This window comes from Streptomyces sp. NPDC007875, from assembly GCF_042868035.1.
GTDB lineage: Bacteria > Actinomycetota > Actinomycetes > Streptomycetales > Streptomycetaceae > Streptomyces > Streptomyces antimycoticus.
The window spans coordinates 181261-202368 of record NZ_JBIADZ010000009.1; the positions used below are offsets into that span (position 1 = coordinate 181261).

18 protein-coding genes are annotated in these 21108 nt (G+C 70.0%); 9 read left to right on the top strand and 9 right to left on the bottom strand.

Features of this window, described 5'->3' with window-relative positions:
• Position 1 precedes the first annotated feature (1 nt).
• From ACFYOY_RS20620 to hisD, 4 genes are all read right to left on the bottom strand, one after another.
• On the bottom strand, positions 2-1846 hold the full coding sequence (locus tag ACFYOY_RS20620; protein WP_388588608.1) for a thiamine pyrophosphate-binding protein: 1845 nt from the start codon (positions 1844-1846) through the stop codon (positions 2-4).
• Positions 1843-3876, bottom strand: coding sequence for an FAD-dependent oxidoreductase (locus ACFYOY_RS20625; protein ID WP_351887919.1), 2034 nt, complete (start codon positions 3874-3876; stop codon positions 1843-1845). The genes ACFYOY_RS20620 and ACFYOY_RS20625 overlap by 4 nt, the downstream gene beginning before the upstream one ends.
• A gap of 475 nt (positions 3877-4351) precedes the next feature.
• On the bottom strand, positions 4352-5710 hold the full coding sequence (locus tag ACFYOY_RS20630; protein ID WP_351887922.1) for an MFS transporter: 1359 nt from the start codon (positions 5708-5710) through the stop codon (positions 4352-4354).
• Positions 5711-5754: 44 nt separating this feature from the next.
• Positions 5755-7074, bottom strand: coding sequence for a histidinol dehydrogenase (gene hisD, locus ACFYOY_RS20635; protein ID WP_388588612.1), 1320 nt, complete (start codon positions 7072-7074; stop codon positions 5755-5757).
• A 215-nt stretch (positions 7075-7289) separates the two neighbouring features.
• On the opposite strand from hisD, the gene ACFYOY_RS20640 reads away from it, so the two are divergent.
• Complete coding sequence (locus ACFYOY_RS20640; RefSeq protein WP_351887927.1) at positions 7290-8291, top strand: LacI family DNA-binding transcriptional regulator; 1002 nt, start codon at positions 7290-7292, stop codon at positions 8289-8291.
• 169 nt (positions 8292-8460) lie between these two features.
• Here the strand turns inward: ACFYOY_RS20640 and ACFYOY_RS20645 are convergent, their stop codons facing one another.
• Positions 8461-8880: an SRPBCC family protein gene (locus ACFYOY_RS20645; RefSeq protein ID WP_351887930.1), complete on the bottom strand. Its 420-nt coding sequence runs from the start codon at positions 8878-8880 to the stop codon at positions 8461-8463.
• Positions 8881-8918: 38 nt separating this feature from the next.
• On the bottom strand, positions 8919-9929 hold the full coding sequence (locus ACFYOY_RS20650) for an aldo/keto reductase (protein ID WP_388588616.1): 1011 nt from the start codon (positions 9927-9929) through the stop codon (positions 8919-8921).
• 140 nt (positions 9930-10069) lie between these two features.
• On the opposite strand from ACFYOY_RS20650, the gene ACFYOY_RS20655 reads away from it, so the two are divergent.
• Positions 10070-11008 carry a LysR substrate-binding domain-containing protein gene (locus ACFYOY_RS20655; RefSeq protein ID WP_351887936.1) on the top strand — a complete coding sequence of 313 codons (939 nt, stop codon included), beginning with the start codon at positions 10070-10072 and terminating at the stop codon, positions 11006-11008.
• Between the two features lie 2 nt (positions 11009-11010).
• Here the strand turns inward: ACFYOY_RS20655 and ACFYOY_RS20660 are convergent, their stop codons facing one another.
• The gene (locus ACFYOY_RS20660; RefSeq protein WP_351887939.1) at positions 11011-11514 is read right to left on the bottom strand and encodes a MarR family transcriptional regulator; all 504 of its coding nucleotides are present in this window, start codon (positions 11512-11514) and stop codon (positions 11011-11013) included.
• Positions 11515-11677: 163 nt separating this feature from the next.
• Between ACFYOY_RS20660 and ACFYOY_RS20665 the strand changes: the two genes are divergently transcribed.
• The 7 genes from ACFYOY_RS20665 to ACFYOY_RS20695 all read left to right on the top strand — a co-directional run bounded on the left by ACFYOY_RS20665 (position 11678) and on the right by ACFYOY_RS20695 (position 19174).
• A complete protein-coding gene (locus ACFYOY_RS20665) occupies positions 11678-12883 on the top strand; it encodes an MFS transporter (protein WP_351887942.1) in 1206 nt (401 codons plus the stop codon).
• A gap of 49 nt (positions 12884-12932) precedes the next feature.
• On the top strand, positions 12933-13358 hold the full coding sequence (locus ACFYOY_RS20670) for a heme-binding protein (protein ID WP_351887945.1): 426 nt from the start codon (positions 12933-12935) through the stop codon (positions 13356-13358).
• Positions 13359-13411: 53 nt separating this feature from the next.
• Positions 13412-14236, top strand: a complete 825-nt coding sequence (locus ACFYOY_RS20675) for an aldo/keto reductase (protein ID WP_351887948.1) — start codon at positions 13412-13414, stop codon at positions 14234-14236.
• 134 nt (positions 14237-14370) lie between these two features.
• Positions 14371-15387: an LLM class oxidoreductase gene (locus ACFYOY_RS20680; protein ID WP_351887951.1), complete on the top strand. Its 1017-nt coding sequence runs from the start codon at positions 14371-14373 to the stop codon at positions 15385-15387.
• Between the two features lie 158 nt (positions 15388-15545).
• On the top strand, positions 15546-17096 hold the full coding sequence (locus tag ACFYOY_RS20685) for a sugar ABC transporter ATP-binding protein (protein WP_388588882.1): 1551 nt from the start codon (positions 15546-15548) through the stop codon (positions 17094-17096).
• Positions 17093-18127 carry an ABC transporter permease gene (locus tag ACFYOY_RS20690; RefSeq protein WP_388588623.1) on the top strand — a complete coding sequence of 345 codons (1035 nt, stop codon included), beginning with the start codon at positions 17093-17095 and terminating at the stop codon, positions 18125-18127. The genes ACFYOY_RS20685 and ACFYOY_RS20690 overlap by 4 nt, the downstream gene beginning before the upstream one ends.
• 36 nt (positions 18128-18163) lie before the next feature.
• Positions 18164-19174: a sugar ABC transporter substrate-binding protein gene (locus ACFYOY_RS20695; RefSeq protein WP_388588626.1), complete on the top strand. Its 1011-nt coding sequence runs from the start codon at positions 18164-18166 to the stop codon at positions 19172-19174.
• Positions 19175-19262: 88 nt separating this feature from the next.
• Here ACFYOY_RS20695 and ACFYOY_RS20700 read toward each other — a convergent pair whose 3' ends face one another.
• Positions 19263-20048: an SDR family NAD(P)-dependent oxidoreductase gene (locus ACFYOY_RS20700; protein ID WP_351887960.1), complete on the bottom strand. Its 786-nt coding sequence runs from the start codon at positions 20046-20048 to the stop codon at positions 19263-19265.
• A complete protein-coding gene (locus ACFYOY_RS20705) occupies positions 20045-21106 on the bottom strand; it encodes a hypothetical protein (protein WP_351887963.1) in 1062 nt (353 codons plus the stop codon). Before ACFYOY_RS20705 ends, ACFYOY_RS20700 begins: the two co-directional genes overlap by 4 nt.
• Positions 21107-21108: the final 2 nt, after the last annotated feature.

Below are 21108 nucleotides of genomic sequence, written 5' to 3' on the forward strand. Positions count from 1 at the left end.
CCTACTCCTCTTCCAGCTTGTATGCCATCGCCCGCGGGTAGTCGTGCCGCTGCAGGCGGACGCGGACCAGCAGCGGTCCGGCGTTGACCGGGTCGGTGGGGTCGGTGAGGCGGGCCAGCAGCTCGTCCAGGTCGGTGGTCTGCGCGATGCTGACCCCGTTCGCCGGGGTCTTCTTGCCGGAGAAGACCTCCGCGAGGCGGTCGTAGTGCCACGGGTGGAGGACGTTGTAGAAGTCTGCGCCATTGGTGGCGTCCGCGTCGCGCGAATCCCGGTCCGCGAAGTAGGACGGGTGCACCAGCATCTGCTCGATGCCGTAGAAGTGTCCGTTGTCCATGACGAACACCACCGACCGCAGCCCGAGCCTGGTGTGGGTGGAGATCTCCTGGCAGGTCTCCTGGAAGGCGCCGTCGCCGACGAACACCATCGGGCGGGCGTGGCCGCGCTCCGGGGCGAGCGCGGCGCCGGTGGCCGCGCCGACGGACCAGCCGATGGACAGCCAGCTGATCTGCGACAGGAACCCGCCCGCGGGCAGGGTCAGGTTCATCGAGCCGATGAGGGAGAACGCGGCGTCGGAGACGACCGTCCAGTCCTCCCGGGTCTCCCGGCCCAGGAAGTGGTTGATCCGGTCGAACACGCCGTCGTAGGTGAGCCGTTCGCCGGACCGGGACGACGCCCCGCCGGCACGCAGCGTGGCGCGGTGGTCCTGGAGGCTGGCGGGCCGGTCGTCGGGCGCGCCCTGGTGGGCGTGGGCCTCGGCGTAGTAGTCGGCGGTCAGGCCCCCCGAGCCGTAGCGCGCCACCAGCGCGTCCTGGAGGGCGGGGATCAGCCGGGTGAGCTGGACGTCGGGGAAGTACCGGGTGCCGACGCTGACGCCGCCCTGGGCAGCCACCACCCAGTCCGTGCCGACACACTGCTCCCCGTCGAGGTTCTTCGATGTGGACCAGGCGCCGAGGCCGATCCGGCAGGTGGCCCAGTCCTTGAAGATCCAGTGCACATCCGGGTGGCTGGCCTTGCCGTTGTAGACGCCGTGGAACTGCGGCCCCCGCTCGTCGACGACGGCCTTGGCGCCGACGGTGGTGCAGAACGGCACCCCGGTGACCTGCGTCAGGTCGATGAGTTGCCCGTCGAGGCGGAACCGCTCGACCTCCTCGCCCGCCCATACGATCGGGCGGGGCCTGCCGTCCGGGCCGGGGTGCTCCTCGATCAGAGCGAGGATCGCGTCGACGGCGCCCGCCAGCATGGTCTGGTTGCGCGCGCTGAACGGCCGCTCGCGGCGCAGCAGCGGCTCCTCGGCCACCGCACAGGGCTCGTCCCACAGGTCCTCCATGACCTCCAGATAGACGGGCCTGCGCTCGGACAGGCAGGCGGTGAGCGCGGCGTCGATCTGGCCCGGGGCGAGGCCCGGGTTGGAGATGACCTGCGCCTCCACGGTGACCTGCCGGTAGACGTCCAGGTTGCTCTCCCGGCGGGGGCTCATATGGGAGGTGAGCAGGCCGACGGCGCGGTAGTTCTGCCACTGCTCGTAGGGCGGGCAGGCGTTGATGGCGACGAGCGGGACGTGTTCCACATAGGCGCCGCCACAGGCATTGAGCAGATTGAACGCGCCGACGCTGTAGGTGACCGCGGCCGCGCCGATGCCATGGAGACGGGCGTAGGAGTCGGCGGCCTGGCCCGCGCCGCCCTCGGTGGGGGTGCCGACCCACTCGATGTCACCCTCGACCCGCAGGACGGTGAGGAACGGGCCGAGGTGGTTGCCGGGCACACCGAACAGATGGGTGATGCCCAACTCGGCCAGCCGGCGGGCCAGATAGCGGGCGACCGTGCACTCGGGGGTGATCTCGGTCATGAGCGGCCCCCCTGGCCCGGGCCCGGGGTGGTGACGGGCGGGGCCTGGTGGACGGCGATGGCGGCGCGGACGGCGCTCTCCAGGGCGCCCTCGATCCAGGCGTGCTTGAGGGAGGTGTGCTCTCCGGCGAAGTGCACGGGGCCTTCGGGGCGGGAGGCGTCCAGGTGGAAGCTGGTCATCTGGTGCGCGGTGTACGTGGCGGCCTCGCCGAAGGCGTACGGATCGCGGGCCCAGCTCTTGGTGGCGCCCCGGCCGGTGAAGAACACCTCGATGCGGCGGCCGTGCAGGGCCTGGAGGTTCCGCAGGGCGTAGACATAGCGCTCCGCCTCCCGCATCGAGTCCCAGCGCGCCGCGTCGTCGGACCAGGAGTACGAGGCGAGGACCACGCCACCGGTGCTGCCCTCGACCCCGTGCGAGGGGTAGTACATGAACCGGTTGGGGTTGTCGGTGGCCGAACCCCCGCCGAAGCAGTGGGTGGCGGGGCGGACGGCGGGACCGCGCAGCGGCATGGTGCTGTTGAACTGCCGCACCTCGTCGGTGACACCGCTGTCCTTGACCGCGGCGCCGAGCAGATCGGCGATGCCCGCCTCGGCGAGCGCGGGAGCGGGGCCACTCTCGTCGCCTTGCTGGTAGTAGTCGTAGAGGCCCGGTGAGATGCTCTCCAGCTCGTTGCGCCAGTCGTCCTCGGCGAACTCCCACCACCGGTGGCTGAACTCCAGCAGCACCTTGGTGGCCTGGTCGTAGTGGGTCTCGATGATGGCGCGGCGCTTCTTGTACGACATCGAGGGGACGATCTCCACGAAACGCAGGGTGGAGAACGGGATGGTGACGATCGCCAGATCCGCGGTCCACAGCTGTGTCGGGCCCGCCGGATTGTCCTCGGCGACGGTCTGTACGGCCACGCCCCACCCGCCCGGTCCGACGGCGCCGGTGCCCTCGGGGACAAAGTCGCGGCTGGGGTCGTCGTACTCGAGGCGGATCATGCGGTGGCCGAACCGCACCTCGTCGCGCAGGCCCCGGTGGAGGGCGTCGGGCAGCCGCCAACTGCCGCCGGGTATCTCCCAGTAGCGCACGGTGGGGCTGATGTCGGTGTGGCTCAGGAAGCTGTGGAAGAAGGAAAGGTGCAGCCGCGAGGACATGTTCTCCAGCGTGCCGACGGCCTCGATCGCCTCGTCGCTGAGCCCGGCGTAGTCGCGCAGGAAGCCGCCCATCGAATAGCCGTCGAAGTCGTGGATCACCCGGGCCCAGCCCTCGACCCACTGGTCGAACGGCTTGTTCACGCGCTGCCCGTCCACGACGTCGGAGTAGTAGTCCCGCACGCTCTCCAGGGCGTCGTCGACCATCTGCACGGCGGGGGCGCGGACCTCGTCGTCGGTGAGGTGGAAGCCCTCGTTGATCCGTTCCGGGGTGGTGGCGTAGTCGGCGCGCCGCACCTGGACGCGGTTGGTGCGGATCCAGGTGTTGCCGCGCTTGTCGGGCTCGCGGAAGTCGGGGCTGTCGTCGCCGTAGCTCCAGGTGCGGCCGGTGAAGGAGGTGTATGTCACCGGGAGGGCGGGGACATCGGGGCCGCTGCCGGTGGTGGGGTCGATGTCCACGTTGTAGAACTGGCGGCGGCCGAGCCCGAGTTTGTCGACGAGGGCGAGGACGAGCGGGTGGAAGTCGGGCAACCGCATGGCGCCGGCCTCGGCGTACTGGGCGGGGTCGTCGAAGGGCTGGTGGTGCTTGGTGGTGCGGAAGGTCTTGATGCGCCCGCCGACGCGGCCGGTGTTGGCCTCGAGGATGGTGACGTCGTGGCCCGCGTCCTTGAGCAGGCGGCCGGCCACGAGGCCGGTGATGCCGGCGCCGATGATGAGGATCTTCTTGCGGGGGTGGCGGGTGGGGCCGAGGCGGCCGGTGTCGATCAGGGTATGGAGATATTCGAGTTTGAGGTCGGTGTTGTCCGGCCCGATGAGGAGGAGTTCGCGGGCCAGCTTGAGACACGTCTGCCAGCGGGCACGGGTGGCGGAGTTGTCGCGCGGAGCGTCGGTCATAGCTTGCGATCGTAGATATGAAGAAACGATTTATCGATTCTTCGACTTGGCAATGCGTTGGTAAAGTCCAAAAACTGGAGACCTTGTGGCTGGCGGAATTTCGGCTTGCCGGATTTCTCTCCGGGGAAATCTTGATATCCGGATGGTGTGCAAGCTCTACCAGGGGCGGAAGAGGTGGGGGGAATGCGAGAACGCCCGTGCCGCGGTGAACTGAGTGGCCCTCACGCCGACATGCGCAACGGGCCCGTATCGGCCACGCCGAAGCGGTGGAAGGATGTCGAACTCCTGCCCGATAAAGGGAAAGGGGGAGTCGCATCAACACCTGTGGCCGCTCGTGTGCCCTTCAGAAACCGATTTCGGCGGGGAGGGTGGGATGTCCGTAGAGTTTCAGGCCGCCGAGGACATGCCGTAGGAGAAACGAGGTGGGCGGGTTTCCGGCCCGCCGGAAACCCGCCCACCTCGTCCGCATGGAATTTCAGTTCGACGTCGTGACCGCCTCCGGACTCGGTGCGTCGTCCTGAGCGGCCTCGCCCGGCTCCGCGTCCAGGCTTCGGCGGAAGGTCTCGGGAGCGGCCACCATCGTCGCCGCGGCGATGAGGGCACCCGCGGCGACCAGGAGCATCAGGCTCCAGGACGCCCCATCGCTCCACAGGATCACCGACGTGGCCAGCATCGGGGTGAAGCCGCCGAGCACCACACTGCCCGCCTGGTAGCCGATCGAGACTCCGCTGTAGCGGACCCGGGCGGGGAACAACTCCGCGTAGAACGCGGCCAGCGGGCCGAACACCGCGCCATGCCCGAAGGTCATGATCACGACCAGGGCCAGACAGATCAGCACCGGCGACCGGGTGTCGACCAGCAGGAAGAACGGTCCCGCGAAAGCCGCCATGAACAGCGCGCCCCCGATGAACACCGGCCGGCGGCCCACCCGGTCGGAGAGCGCGCCCCACAGCGGGATCACCGCGATGTCCACCGCGGCGGCGACCATCACCCCCGTCAGCCCCACCTGCCGTGACAGATCGAGTTGTTCGGAGAGGTAGGTGAGGATGAAGACGGTGAAGATGTAGTAGTTGCCGCCCTCCGCGAACCGGGCACCGACGGCGATCAGCACCTCCTTGGGGTGCCTGCGCACCACGTCGACCAGCGGCCGCCGGGACCGCCCGCCGCTCTCGGCCGCCTGGGCGATCGACTCGGGCTCGGAGATCCGGGACCGGATGTAGAGGCCGACGGTGGCCAGCAGCGCGCTGGCGAGGAAGGGCAGCCGCCACCCCCACGCCAGGAACTGCTCATCGGGCAGCAGCGACACGGCACTGAAGACACCGGTGCCCAGCAGTAGCCCGGCCGAGACGCCGGTCTGCGGCCACGCCCCGTACAGACCGCGCCGGCCGCTCGGCGCGTGCTCGACCGCCATGAGCACCGCGCCACCCCACTCGCCGCCGACCGCGAACCCCTGCACCAGGCGCAGGAACACCAGCAGGGCGGGGGCCCACAGGCCGATCTGGGCGTGCGTCGGCAACAGGCCGATCAGGGTCGTGGCCGACCCCATCAGGGTCAGTGTCACCACGAGGGTGGCCTTGCGGCTGACCTTGTCCCCGTAGTGCCCGGCCACGAACCCGCCCAGCGGGCGGGCCAGGAACCCGGCCGCGAAGGTCGCGAAGGCGGCCATGATTCCGGCGGTCGAGCTGACCTGCGGGAAGAACAGTCGGTTGACGACCAGGGCGGCGGCGGTCCCGTAGATCGTGAAGTCGTACCACTCGATCACGCTGCCGATGGTGCTGGACGTCAGTGCCCGCCTGGCCGGGGCCCCTGACGCCGTCGATGCTCCGGAGGGCATGGCTGCCTCCTCTTCTTCTTCTGCGCGGATGCCGATGGGATGGGTCAGGCGCCGTAGGAGTGGTCGGGGGCCCAGCTCAGGGGCTGCCCCGCGTACTTGGCCGCCCGGACATCGCCGGAGCGGGCGTGGCCTTCGAAGAGCTCGGTGCGTGCCGCCCGGCCGCAGACCTCCCCGAGCAGCGCGCTTGACGCCGGGTCGGTGACCTGCTGGTAGGTGACCGTCTTGAGGTACTTCCCGACCCACAGTCCGCCGGTGTAGCGGGCCGCGCCGCGCGTGGGCAGCACATGGTTGGTGCCGATCACCTTGTCCCCGTAGGAGACGCAGGTCCCCTCGCCGAGGAACAGGGCGCCGAAGTTCCGCATGGCGTCCAGGGCCTTGCGGGGCTCGGCCGTGAGGATCTGGACGTGCTCGCTGGCGTAGGAGTCGGCCAGTGCGTACGCCTCGTCGAGGTCGCCGACGACATGGACCTCACCGTGGTCCCGCCAGGCGGGCCCGGCCAGATCGCGGGTCGGCATGTCGGGCAGGATCTCCTCGATGTGCGCGATGACCTCGCGGCCGATCCGCTCCGACGTGGTGATCAGCACGGCCGGGGAGTCGGGCCCGTGCTCGGCCTGGCTGAGCAGGTCCACGGCCGCGATGAACGGGTCGGCGTGCTCGTCGGCAACCACCAGGGTCTCGGTCGGCCCGGCGAACAGGTCGATGCCCACCTCGCCGAACAACTGCCGCTTGGCCTCGGCCACATAGGCGTTGCCCGGCCCGGCGAGCAGGTCGACCTTGCCGATGCTCTCGGTGCCCAGGGCCATGGCGGCGATGGCCTGCACCCCGCCCAGCAGATGGATCTCATCGGCCCCGGCCAGGTACATGGCCGCGATCGTGGCATCGGGCACCTCGCCCCGGATGGGCGGTGTGCACGCCACGACCCTGGGCACCCCCGCGGTCTTGGCGGTGACGATGGTCATGTGCGCCGAGGCCAGCAGCGGGTAGCGGCCGCCGGGCACATAGGCACCGGCCGCGGCGACCGGGATGTGCTTCTGCCCCAGCGAAACGCCCGGCAGGGTCTCCATCTCGAACTCGCTCAGCGAGGCAAGCTGCCGCTCCGCGAAGGCGCGCACCTGGCGCTGGACGAAGCGGATGTCCTCCAGTACCTGCTCGGGAACGCGGGCGACGATCTCCTCGATCTCCTCCGCTGTCAGCCGGAAGGACTCCGGCTCCCAGCGGTCGAACCGGGCGGAGTACTCACGGACGGCGACGTCGCCGCGGGAGCGGATGTCGGAAATGATCCCGGTGACGGCGTCGATGACCTCCGGGCTGCTGCTGCCGGGCGTGCTCTTCGTGGCGGCGGCGGCTTTCAGGGTCAGGACCATGACGGAGCCAATCTCTCGGCGCCTCGTCGGCGCGTGGTTACGTATTCATGGACGTTACGCCTGCATCATGAATACGTAAACATGGCCACCGAAGATCTTTTGCTCACCACCCCGGCGGGGTGACGGTGGGTGCGCCGCTAGGATGACTACGTAAACACCCAAAAGCACCGTCGGGGCCGGGTCCGGCCCCGCGGATCCGGCCCTACGGAGGAGCTGTGGTCACCAGTCAGGATGTGGCCCGGCTGGCCGGAGTGTCACAGGCGACCGTCTCCCGGGTGCTCCAGGGCAGCGCCAGGGTCTCCCCGGAGACCAGGGAGCGCGTGCTGACCGCCATGAAGCAGGCCGGCTATCACCCCAACGCGGCCGCCAGGGCCATGCGCACCCGGCGCGCCGGCACGATCGGCGTGGTCGTCGCGGACATCACCAACCCCTTCTATCCGCAGTTGCTGGAAGCGGTCAGCGATGAACTCGGCCGCGCGGGGCAGCGGATGACCCTGTGGAACGCCACAGGACCGAGCGAGGCCAGTGCCCTGGAGGCCATCCGCGAAGGCGCGGTGGACGGGCTCCTGTTCACGACGGTGACCGAGATGTCCAAGCCGCTCGAAGAGGCGCTGCAGCGCAATGAGCCCGTGGTGCTGCTCCACCGGGGGCTGGACCACGTCGGCTGCGATCAGGTCACCGCCGACAATGTGGCCGGAGGGCGGCTCGCCGCCCGGTACCTGGTGCGGGCCGGACATGAGCGCATCGGGTTTCTGCGCGGACCGCAGTCGGCCAGCACCGCGCTCCACCGAGAGCGCGGCTTCCGCGAGATGCTCGGCGAACTGGGGCACCCGCTGGCGCCGGAACTGGTGCGGCCGGGGGACTTCTCCCACGACACGGCGCGCGCCGCGATGCGCGAACTGCTCGAGAGCCCGCATCCCCCCTCCGCCGTCTTCTGCGCCAACGACCTCACCGCCCTCGGCGCTGTCGACGGCGCGATTTCCCTGGGCGTGCGGGTCCCCGAGGACGTCTGGGTGGTCGGGTACGACGACATCGCGATGGCCGCGTGGGAGGCGTACGGTCTGACCACCGTGCGGCAGTCGATCACCGACATGGCGCGGATGGCCGTGCGCATGCTGATCGAGCGGATCGAGGACCGCACGCTGCCCGCCCGGCGCCGGGAGTTCCCGGCCGAGCTGGTGGTCCGGCGGTCCACCGCCCATACGCCCGCGTCCTGAAGCCGGTTGTTGCCCTCGCTTGGACGCGGTATGCGGACCCCGCTCTCGGACCCCGCTCGTGTACGCCGCCGCCCGGGCGCGTGGTGCTCCCGGGCGGGCGGTCTGTGAGGCGTTCAACTCGGCGGGCCGTCAGGCGTTTCCGCGTTCCACATGGCGGCCCGTCAGACGGTCAGCCCTCCAGGGTGTTCTGCAGGGCGGCGAGACCGTCGGAGTAGATGCCGTGGAAGAGCGCGACCGCTTCGTCCTCGCTGACGTCGGTGGGGGTGAACGTCCCGGACCACTCGACGTGCGAGGCGCCGGACCGGCCGGGGACCTCGCTCACGGTCAGGGTGGACAGGTAGTCGGTCACCGGGAACGGTGCGTCGAGGATGGCGTAGCTGTACGAGCGCGCCGCGTCGTCGAAGGCCACGAGCCGCTCGACGATCACACCGCCCTCCTCGTTGCGCAGATGGCGGACGCGGCCGCCCTCGGCGGGGACGCTCTCGGAGATGTACGGCAGCCAGTCGGGCAGCGAGTCGAAGCCGCCGATGAGCTGCCACACCTGCTCGGGCGGTACGGGCAGGTCGAGGGACGCGGTGGTGGAGGCCATGGAAATGCTCCTGTCGGGGTGGGAGACGGGAGGGTGGATCAGTTGGTGGGCAGGGGGGCCAGCGGGGAGACCAGTCCGGCGTCGCGCAGCTCGGTCCAGAACGCCGTGGGAATGGTCTCGTCGAGGGCCGCGACGTCCTCGGCGATGCGGCTGGGCCGGGTCGCACCCGGGATCACGGCGGCGGTCGCCGGATGGGCGAGGGCGAACTGCAGGGCAGCCGCCTTGACGCTGATGCCGTGCCGCTCGGCGAGTTCCTTGATGCGCGTGACCTTCTCGACGATGTGCGCGGGCGCGTCCTGGTACTCGAAGTGGGTGCCGCCCGCGAGGATGCCGGAGCTGTACGGGCCGCCGACGACGAGGTCGACGCCCTGGTCGACCGCTGTGGGGAGCAGGCGCTGCAGGGCGCGGTCGTGGTCCAGCAGTGTGTAGCGCCCGGCGAGCAGGAAGGCGTCCGGCTTCGGCTCGTCCAGGTCGAGGGTGAGCTCCACGGGCTCGACGCGGTTGACGCCGAGTCCCCAAGCCTTGATCACCCCCTCGTCGCGCAGCCGCTGCAGGACGCGGAAGGCGCCGGTGCGGGCGGTCTCGTAGACGGCGAGCCAATCGTCGCCGTGGAAGTCCTGCGCGACGTCGTGGACCCAGACGATGTCGAGCCGGTCGGTGCGCAGGCGCCGCAGACTGTCCTCGATCGACCGCAGGGTGGCGTCGGCCGTCCACTCGTGCACCATCTTGTTGGGACGGCCGTGTTCGAACAGGCCGCCCTTCTCGCCGAGGTCACGGGTAGCGGGGTCCTCCACCTCGTCGAGGATGACGCGACCCACCTTCGTGCTGAGCACGTACTGGTCGCGGGGACGCCCGGCGAGCGCGTCGCCGAGGCGTATCTCCGCCAGGCCGGCGCCGTAGAAGGGAGCGGTGTCGTAGTAACGGATGCCGTGGTCCCAGGCGGCGTCGACGGTCGCGGCGGCCTCCTCGGTGGAGACGTCGCGGAACATGTTGCCCAGCGGTGCCGTGCCCAAGCCGAGGCGACCGGGGAGCAGAGACTTGATGGTCATGAAAGGTCCTTGCGAAGAGGGGGAGCCGGCGGACTGATGGCTTCCAGCCGGTCCGCCGTTCTTGCGTCTTCGACAGTAGGATTGCCACTTCAGACTGTCCAAGACTCTCTTGGATAGAGTTGAGTCCTCGGAGGTCTTACATGCTCGACCTGCGCCAACTGCGCTATTTCATCGCGGTGGCCGAGACCGAACACGTCGGCCGCGCTGCCGAGCAACTCCACATCTCGCAGTCTCCTCTCAGTCGGCAGATCGCCCAACTGGAGAAGAACCTCGGCCTCACCCTGTTCGAGCGCAGCCAGCAGCGCATCCGGCTCACCCGCGACGGCGCGATCTTCCTCAGCGAGGCCAGGGCCCTGCTGCGCCACGCCGACCGGCTGGAGAACCTGGGCCGCCGGCTGGGCAGAGGCGAAGAGGGCGGTCTGTGCATCGGCTATGTCGCCGACGCCATGCACACGGGGGTACTGCCGGGGGCACTGCGCCGGCTGCAGGAGGAGAGCCCCGGCATCCATGTCGCGCTGTACAGCATGCCCGCGGCCGAGCAATTCGAGGGACTGCGCCAACGCAGCCTCGACATCGCCCTGGTGCGGGAGCCGCCGGACCGCGACGACCCCGTGCTGCGGGCCGCGCCACTGCTGGAGGACCCCTTGCTGCTCGTCCTCCCGGCGGGCCACCCGCTGGCCGCGCGCGAGACGATCGCGGCGCGGGACCTGGACGGCCAGCCGTGGATCGCGGTCGAGGAGCCGGGCGACCCGGTATGGCGGGACACGTTCGTCGCCGCGTGTGTCGCCTCGGGCTTCACGCCCGACATCCGGCTCGACGCCGCGGACCCGCTGACGGCACTCGGCCTGGTGGCCTCCGGCCTCGGGCTGGCGCTGGTGCAGAAGAGCATGGTGCGCGGGGCGACGGACGCCGTGGCCGTGCGCACACTGCCCTGGCACGAGGCGTCCGTTCACCTGTGGGCAGTCTGGCACCACATCGATCTGCGGCCGGTCGTCGCCTCGTTCCGCGAGACGGTGCTGTCGGATGAGCGGGAGATGGGTGCGGGGCCACTGGCCGGTGGGCTCGCCTCCGGGGCGTGAGGTCAGCCGGGGAGCCCGCACCCCGGAATCCGGAGTGACGAGGCGTCAAGGGGCGACGCCTCCAAGGGCGCCACGGCCGCGACCAGGGTGGTGAGCCTCGGGTCCCGGCCGGCCAGGTCGAGCGCTTCGCGCAGGGCGTCTTCGTATGTGGGCCGGGCCTGGCGGAGCAGTGTCAGACCGGCCTCGGTGACGTTGGTGTAGATCCCGCGCCGGTCGGTGGGACACAGGTAGCGGGAGAGGAGTTCGCGGTCCTCGAGCCGGGTGACCAGGCGGGTGGTGGCGCTCTGGCTGAGGGCGACGGCCTCGGCGACCTGCTTCATCTGCAGATGACCGTTCTCCCCGTCGTGCTGTCGGCTCAGGACGTCCAGAACCGCGTACTCGCGGGCGCTGAGCCCATGGCCGGTGTGCAGGGCCCCCTCGAGATGCGTCTCGATCCTGCTGTGCAGCAGCGACAGGGCGCACCAGCTCTGGGCGAGGGGAGTGGCGGCGAGGTCCGGCGTGGCCATGGGTGCCTCCTGGGTGGGGCGGGGTGAGGCGGGGCCGGGGCCCCGCGGTGGTGACGGTGACGTGATACACAGCCTGAGCAATATAGCGCGCTTGCAATTAGTGCGTATGCAAGTATCGTGGACGCTCGTAAAGGGCGGTAGCAATCACTTGGAGTGAACTTTCATGCCCATCGCACTGCTGGCCCTCGCCATCGGGGCCTTCGGGATCGGAACCACCGAGTTCGTGATCATGGGGCTGCTGCCCGAGGTCGCCGGGGACTTCGATGTGTCCATCCCCACCGCCGGGTTCCTGGTGACCGGTTACGCGCTCGGCGTCATGGTCGGCGCACCACTGATGACCGCTCTCGGTACGAAGATCTCCCGCAAGCACATGCTGATGCTGCTGATGGGGCTGTTCGTGGTGGGCAATCTGCTCTCCGCGCTCGCCCCCGCCTTCGGCGTGATGGCCGTGGGACGGATCGTCGCCTCCTTCGCGCACGGCGCGTTCTTCGGCATCGGATCGGTCGTCGCGGCCGACCTGGTCGCGCCCGAGAAGAAGGCCGGTGCCATCTCGATGATGTTCACCGGTCTGACCGTCGCCAACGTTGTCGGTGTGCCGCTGGGCACCTCGATCGGCCAGTCGCTGGGGTGGCGGACCACCTTCTTCCTCGTCGCGGCGCTCGGCGTGGTGGGCCTGGCGGGCATCGCCCGGCTCGTTCCCGACATCCCCAAGCCGGAGGGTGTGCACCTGGTCCATGAACTGGCAGCCTTCCGCAACGCGCAGGTGCTGCTGGCCATGGCGATGACCGTGCTCGGCTTCGGCGGTGTCTTCGCCGCGATCACTTACATCGCGCCGATGATGACCGAGGTCGCCGGCTTCGCGGACTCCTCGGTCACCTGGCTGCTGGTCCTCTTCGGGCTCGGCATGGTCGGCGGCAACCTCCTCGGGGGCCGGTTCGCCGACCGGGCGCTGATGCCGATGCTGTACGTGTCGCTGGGCGCGCTCGCGCTGGTCCTGGCCACGTTCACCTTCACCGCCCACAACAAGATCGCGGCGGCCATCTCCATCGCTCTCGTCGGCGCCCTTGGCTTCGCGACCGTGCCCCCGCTGCAGAAGCGGGTGCTGGACCACGCGGCGGGTGCTCCCACCCTGGCCTCCGCCGTCAACATCGGCGCCTTCAACCTGGGCAACGCGCTCTCGGCCTGGCTCGGCGGCCTGGTGATCTCGGCCGGACTCGGCTACACGGCCCCCAACTGGGTCGGTGCCATCCTCGCCGGATCCGCCCTGGCCCTCGCCGTCCTCTCCGCGGCCCTGGAGCGCCGCGACGCCCGCCACATCCCCGACGGCGCCACCACCGAGCCGGCCAGTGTTTCGACCGCCCGGCACTGATCTACCCGTCACCGAACAGCACCACCACCATCAAGGAGACCCTCCCGCCATGAGCACCATCGAGACCGCCGTCGCCCCGCTGACCACTCAGGATGCCGAGGCCCTCCTCCAGGCCGCCCGCGCCGCCGCCGAGGCGGCCGGGGTGACGGCCGCGATCAGCGTCCTCGACGCCGGTGGCCACCTCCTGGCCTTCCGGCGCGACGACCGGGCCGTACTGATCGCGGGGGAGACCAGCACCCGCAAGGCGTTCACCGCGCTGCAGCTCAACGCCCCCACCGCGGACCTGGTGGACGCGGTCCAGCCCGGAGGCGTCTTCCACACCCTGCCCACCGCCCTCGACCGCCCGCTGCTGTTCCTCGCCGGTGGCGTCCCGGTCCACCGCGACGGCCGGCTGATCGGCGCGATCGGCGTGGGCGGCGGCGCTCCCGAGCAGGACCACGGGATCGCCACCACCGCCCTCGCGACGCTCGGCTGACCCCCGAACCACCCACACGTACCCGCAGGCAGAAGCGAACCGAGAAGGACACCATGACCTCCGTACCCAACCTCACCCTCCACACCGGCCTCGAGATCCCGCAGCTGGGCTTCGGCGTCTTCCAGGTGGAGGACGAGCAGACCACCGGCGCGGTGCTCTCCGCCATCGAGGCCGGCTACCGCAGCATCGACACCGCGGCCATCTACGGCAACGAGGCCGGGGTCGGCCGTGCCCTGGCCACCTCCGGTGTCCCCCGCGAGGAGCTGTTCCTCACCACCAAGCTGTGGAACGCCGACCAGGGATACGACTCCACCCTCGCGGCCTTCGACGCCAGCGTGGCCAAGCTGGGCACCGACTATGTGGACCTCTACCTGATCCACTGGCCCACCCCCGCCCGCGACCTCTACCTGGACACCTGGCGCGCCCTGGAGAAGCTGCTGGCCGACGGCCGCACCCGCGCCATCGGTGTGTCCAACTTCCAGCCCGCCCACCTGCAGCGGCTGCTCGACCACAGTGGTGTGGTCCCGGTCATCAACCAGGTCGAGCTGCACCCCTACCTCCAGCAGGGACAGCTGCGGGACTTCCACGCCCAGCACAAGATCGCCACCGAGGCGTGGAGCCCGCTGGCCCAGGGCGCCCTTCTCCAGGACCCCGCCCTCGCCGCGATAGCGCAGCGACACGGCAAGACGCCCGCGCAGGTGGTCCTGCGCTGGCATCTGCAGCTGGGGAACGTCGTGATCCCCAAGTCCGTGACCCCCGCCCGCATCCGGGAGAACATCGACGTCTTCGATTTCACCCTCACCCCTGAGGACATCGAGGCGATCGACGCTCTCGACCGTGGCCAGCGCACCGGGCCGGACCCCGACACCCTCAACTGACCCGACGCCACTCCTCTCGACCGCGCCGCTGTGGCCGTGCTCATCAGCCGGCCGTGGCGGCGCGGCCCGTTCCCGCCCCTGATTCCCTTCCCCCTCGCCCCTGTTTCCCCTCTCCTGGAAGCCGTCTTCGCGTCATGTCCACTGCCCTGAGCCGCCTGACACACCCCCACGGCGGCCGCCTCACCCTCGGCCTGGAACTCCCCCTGGACAACGACTGGGGACAGTCCCGGCTGGCCACCGACCGGAAGGCGGGCCGCCCCTTCGGCGTGCCGTCCCTCGAAGCACACGCCCGCCTCGCCCGCCTCGCCGACCAGTCCGGATTCGCCGCCCTGTGGGTCCGGGACGTCCCGCTGTACGACCCGGTGCACTTCGGCGACGCCGGGTCGGTGTTCGAAACCTTTACGCATCTGGGCCACCTCGCGGCGATCACCGAACGCGCCGTCCTCGGCACCGCGGCCGTCGTTCTGCCACTGCGCCGGCCACTCCTGGTCGCCAAGGCGGCCGCGACCGTCGACGTCCTGTCCGGCGGGCGGTTCATCCTCGGCCTGGCCAGCGGTGACCGTCCCGTCGAATACCCGCTCTTCGACGTCGAGTTCACCACCCGCGCCGAGACCTTCCGCAACGGCGTCGAGGTGCTGCGCGCCGCCTGGTCCACCCCGCCGCCCGGCCAGGGGCTGGAACTGCCACGGCTCGGTCTCACCGCCGACCGGCAACTCGATGTACTGCCCAAACCCACCGCCGGGACCATCCCGATCGCGGTCGCGGGCAATGCCCAGCAGAGCCCGGAGTGGATCGCCGAACACGTCGACGCGAGCCTCAACTACCCCCGCGACCTCGGAGCGCTCCGCCTGAAGACGGAGAAGTGGCGGCGGCTGACGGCCGACCACCCCAAGCCCTATCTGACCCCCATGATGCTCGACCTCCTGCCCGACCCCGCGGCCCCCGCCACCGCCATCCGGCTCGGACTCCGCACCGGCCGGGACGGCCTCGTGGAACACCTGGAGAAGATGTCGGCCCTCGGCGTCGCGCACGTCTCCTTCAACCTGCGACCGGGCGACCGCCCCATCGACGACGTACTGGCCGAACTCACCGACCACGTACTGCCGCATTTCCCCTCACCGGTCGTCGCCGAGGGGCCCGCGGCGGGGTAGGCCGCCACATTCGTTTGTCCCACGTGGTAGACACGACGTTCATCTCGTGAGAAAAAAGGTTCCAGCCTGGCGCCCCTACGGAGCCACGGGCAGCAGTGGTCGACCTTCTGAACGAGCAGTGACGTGCCTAGCGCAAGGGAGCATGCGAATTGAGCAGGATGGGCGCGGTCGCGTCCTCGGCAGCCGCATCATCACCACCGAGGACGACCACTTTCACTCTCGACGGGGTCGGCAAGGTCTACCCGGGCGTCGTCGCCGTCTCCGACGTCACCCTCAGTGGCTATGCGGGCGAGGTGCTCGCCATCTGCGGTGCGAACGGCGCCGGCAAGTCGACGCTCACCAAGCTGCTGGCCGGTCAGGAGCGCCCCACCAGCGGGCGCGTGATCGTGGACGGATACGACGGTGAGATCACCACACCCTCCGCGGCCCTGGACGCCGGAGTGCTCCTCATGCATCAGGAGCCGGTCATCGTCGACACGTTCACCGTCCAGGAGAACGTCTGGCTGACCGGCCTCAGCTCGGCCGGCCGCCGGAAGCCGTGGCAACGCGTCGGGGGTCGCGACCGCGCGGATGGCACTCGCGCGGCCCTCGGCGTGGTCGGGATGCGCGACGTGGACCTCGGCATGCCGGCCGGACGGCTGGGCCCCGGTCCCCGTCAGATGGTGGCGCTCAGCCGGTCCCAGGTGAACGAGCACCGTGTGCTGCTGCTGGACGAGACCACCGCCTCCACCACGGAGGAGCACTTCAAGGACGTCGAGGCACTCGTACGCAAGGAGCGCGAAACCGGTGCCACGGTTGTCTTCGTCTCGCACCGCATGCCGGAGGTGTTCGCGCTCGCCGACCGCATCGCGGTCATGCGCAACGGCTCCCTCGTCGACGTCGTCGACAGGGCGGACACCACCCCCGACGAGATCATGACGCTCATGATCGGCGAGGCCGTGATGGCGCTCGAGCCACCGGAGCCGGTGTCCGCGTCCGCCGCCCCCGCCCTGCTGGAGGTGCGGGACGTGTCCTCGGGATCCGCGTCCGGCATCTCCTTCTCGGTGCAGGAAGGCGAGATCGTCGGTATCTACGGTCTGGTCGGCAGCGGGCGCAGCTCCCTCGCCCGGTCGATTTCGGGTCATCAGCACCGCGACACCGGCACGGTGCGGGTGCGTGGCCGCGAGGTGAACCCGCGCTCACCGCGGGCAGCCCTGCGCCAGGGGATCGCCTACCTCAGCGAGGACCGCAGGCGTGAGGGCTTCGTCAAGGACTTCGACAACGCGGCCAACCTCACGCTGAGCACGCTCGGCGCGTTCTCGACCGGCGGAGTGATGAACACCCGCCGTGAGCGCCGCCGGGTGGCGCAGCTGGTCTCCGACTTCCGCATCAAGGGCGGCGCCGAGCAGCTGACCAGCTCGCTCTCCGGTGGCAACCAGCAGAAGGTCTGCATCGCCAAGGCGCTCGAGAGCGAGCCCGATGTCCTCGTGCTGGACGAACCGACCAAGGGCATCGATGTCGGTGCCCGGCTGAACATCTACCAGATCGTGCGGAGCCTTTCGGAGCGGCGCAAGGCGGTCGTCGTCGTCACCAGCGAGGCCGAAGAGGCCCTGGCCCTGTGCAACCGGGTGCTCGTGCTGCGCGACGGCGTCATCGCCGGCGAGTTCGTCTCGAAGACCAGCACCACCGACGACTTGACCCGTACCGCCCTCGGAGGAGAAGTCCAGTGAGCCACGACACCGCGCCCAGGACGGTCGCCGCACCACCCACGGCCCAGGAAGAAACGCCCACTGGCGGCCTGACGCTCCGCCGCGCCGGGCAATGGGCGAAGGAGCAGTACCCGCTCTACATCCTCGTCGCCCTGCTGGTCTTCGCCGGCTTCACCTCCGACGCCTTCTTCTCCTCGTACAACATGTCCAACCTGCTGCTGCAGGTCTCGGTGATCGGCATCGTCACCCTCGCGCAGTTCCTCATCGTGCTCACCGGTGGCATCGACATCTCCGTCGGTGCGGTCGCCGGGCTCGCCGGTGTGCTCTCCGCCGGTCTCTTCGGCGGCGGGAACACCTTGCTCGCGGTGGCGGTGGCGATCGTGCTGGGCGGCGCCATCGGTGTCTTCAACGGCTACCTCATCGCCTACCGCGGGCTCGAAGCCTTCATCGTGACCCTCGGCATGCTCGCGCTGGGCCGCGGGCTCGTCTACGCCTACACCGAGGGCCAGCCGATCGCACCCCACGCCGCCGACTTCCGCTCCATCGCCACGACGGCGATCGCCGGTGTCCCCGTGCTCGGCATCGTCTGGATCGTTCTCGCGATGGCCATGGCCTTCCTCACCCGCCGCACCGTGTTCGGGCGCCGTGTGTACGCGCTCGGCAGCAGCAGGGAGGCCGCCCACGCTGCCGGTGTGCCGGTGAAGGCCACCATGATCTCGGTGTATGTGATCGCCGGTGTACTGGTGGGCTTCGCGGGCTTCCTGCTCGCCGCCCGTATCGGCGCGGCCACTCCGACCGGTGGGGACAACTACGAGATCGATTCGATCGCGGCGGTGGTCATCGGCGGTGCCAGCCTCGTGGGCGGCCGCGGGCGGGTGCTCGGAGCGTTCCTGGGCACGCTCATCTTCGGCGTGATCTCCAACCTGCTGGTGCTGCTCAATGTCTCCACATTCCTGCAGGACGCCTTCCGCGGGGCCCTGATCATCTTCGCGATGGTCCTCACCACCGTCCAGTTCACCCGGCGCCGTCGGCAGCAGACCGCACGTTCCTGATCCCAGCGCACGACCCGACACGACACGGAGACCTGCATGACAACCATGCGACGGGGCTCGCTCGCCGCACTGTCGGCGGCGGTGATCGGCCTGGCCGGCTGTTCGACCATCGGGGGCAAGGCGTCCTCCAGCGGACCCAAGGAGGCCAAGGACCCCACCGACGTCACCATCGGATTCTCCCAACGGCAACTGGACGCGCCCTACTTCGCGGCCATGGTCGACGCGGCCAGGAAGAAGGCCAGACAGCGGGGTTTCCACCTGGAGGTGCAGAACGCCGACGGTGACGCCGTCACCCAGCTGAACCAGGCCCAGACCCTGGTGGCTCAGGGCATTGATGTGCTCGTGGTCGACGCCATGAGCCCGAAGACGCAGAAGGTACAGCTCAAGGACGTGGCGGGGGAGGTGCCCCTCGTCTTCGTCGACACGGGCATCGAGGGGGTCGGCGTCACCTCCGTCTCCTCCGACAACTACGCGATCGGCAAGCTCTCCGGCCGGCTCGCGGCCAAGCGGTTCCACCACGGCTCGACGATCAGCCTGGCCATCCTCAACGGTGGCCCGGACGACGAGATCGTCGGCCCCGACCGCCAGCGGGGATTCCTCGATGGCCTGCGCGCCGGTGGCGTCAACTACCGGATTGTGGCCAGGACTTCCGCGAACTACTCACAGGACGCCGCGGTACCGGCCACCGAGTCGATCCTCGCGGCGCACCGGAACGTCGACATGATCGTCGGCCTCAACGACTCGATGACGCTCGGGGCCCTCAGCACACTGCGGGACAAGGGCAATAAGAAGACGCTGGTGGCCGCGGCGGCGGACGGCCAGAAGCAGGCGCTCCAGGAGATCAAGGCGGGTGGGTGCGAGGGACGGTACATCTCCACCGGTCTGAACTCGCCGAAGCTGGCCGCCGACCTCGCCTTCGACATCGCGCTGCGGATCGGTACCGGTGACGTGGCGCCGAAGGACATCAACAAGCAGCGGTACACCAAGGCCGCGGGCATCAACTGCGAGAACGTGGACGACTTCCTCGACCCGCACTCCGTGTTCTGATCCCGGGCGGGCCACCGCCTGGGCCGCGCCCATACGGCAGGGGCCGGAATCGTGAGATTCCGGCCCCTGCCGTATGCGATGCGATCGGTCAATCGCGTTGGTAGGCCGTGTCCGGCATGTCGCCGTTGATGGTGTAGCCACCGTCGACCGAGAGCGTCGCTCCGGTGGAGTACGACGCGTCCTCGGAGGCCAGGTAGGCGATCGCCGCGGCCACCTGTTCCGCGCGGGCGACCGCGCCGAGCGGGATGCGGCGGTTCAGCGAGGCCACGACGTCGTCCGTGTAGAGGGGCGTGGTCAGCGCGGACCAGGTCGCTCCGGGGCGCACCGCGTTGACCGTGATGCCGTACTCGGCCCACTCGCCCGCGAGGGTGAAGGTGAGCGCATCGATCCCGCCCTTGGAGGCGGCGTAGGCGGCCGCCTCGCGCAGCGAGATCACCGAGTGGATCGACGAGACGTTGACGATACGGCCCGGCTGCTTCGCCGCCACCATATGCCGCGCGACCGCGGTGGCCATGAGGAATGTGCCCCGCAGGTTGACGCCGAGCACCGTGTCGAAGTCGTCCACGCTCATCTCGAGGGCGGGGGAGATGCGCAGGATGCCCGCGCTGTTGACGAGCGAGAACGGGACGCCGAGCGTGGCCACCACGTCGTCCACGGCGGTCCGCACCTGGTCACCGTCGGAGACGTCCACCGCGAAGGGCATGGCGGAGCCACCGGCGTCGGCGATCGCGCGCGCGGACTCCTCGGCGCGCTCGGCCGAGATGTCGAAGACGGCGACGGAGCCGCCCTCGCTCGCGATGCGCTCGGCCGCGGCCCGGCCGATGCCCGCCCCCGCTCCGGTGACGATCGCGACACGATCGGTGAATCGGCTCATGCCACGCCCTCTCCCTCGTCCGGCACGGTGATCAGCACCGGCACGCCCCGTTCGTCGACATCGACCGGCACCTCGTCCTCGGCGATCTCGTGTACGCCGAGCGTGAACTGGGCGCTCAGCGTCGATCCGCCGGCGATCACGGGCACGCCGGGGCGCTCCAGCCTCTCGCCGAGCGGCATGAACGGCGAGGTGGTGTGCGGTTCGACGGCCACGATGTGTTCGGTGCCCCACCAGGGGTAATCGCCGGGTGCGTGGCACTCCTGCCACACCCATATCTCGGGGAACAGCTCGGACTGCCAACTCATCGTCGCCACCAGGCCGCAGCCGGGTGAGCGCAGCCCGAACCACCCGCCGGTGACGGTGGCGTAACCGAGGTCGGCCGTCGGGCCTTCGCCCGGAGCGAGTTCGAGGGCCCCCACGCCCGGCGCCACGGCGGGCACCCGTCGTGTCTCGCCCGGTGCCATCCACTGCCGGGCGCCGAAGTCCTCAGGGTGCGCGGTGAGCTCCCCGAAGGGGCCGTACACGGTGGCCGCGCTGGCCACGGTCGCGGTGTTGAAGGCGGGATGCAGACCCCAGTTCGAGGGGAGGTCCCGCGTCGAAAGGTTCTCCACCTCACTTCGGAAACGCAGCACGGAGCCGTCGAGCGAGAAGGTCTTCGTCATACGGAACGGGTAGCGGGCGAGCCGGGTGACGCACCGTAGCGCGGTCCCGTCCTCCGTCTGCACGGTCCCGGCCGCCCAGGAGCGTCGAGCCGCCTCACCGTGGAACGGCAGCGGAGCGCCGTGCACGGTGGTCGGTGGTCCCGCGTTCGGGAACAACTCCTGTAGGCCGCCTGCATAGTTGTCGAAGAACGACACGTCGCTCGCGTCCGCCGCGTCGGAGGCCGGCACCCGGTCCACCCAGCGCGGGTTGCGCCACAGGATCTCCTCGCCGGTGGCCTTCCAGACCAGAGAGAGGATGTCGGTGCCCCGGGCCGGGTTCACCAGCACCGTGACCGCGTCGTTCTCCAGTGTCCACGCACCGCCGTCGACGGGCCGGACCGCTGTTTCGCTCGCCATGC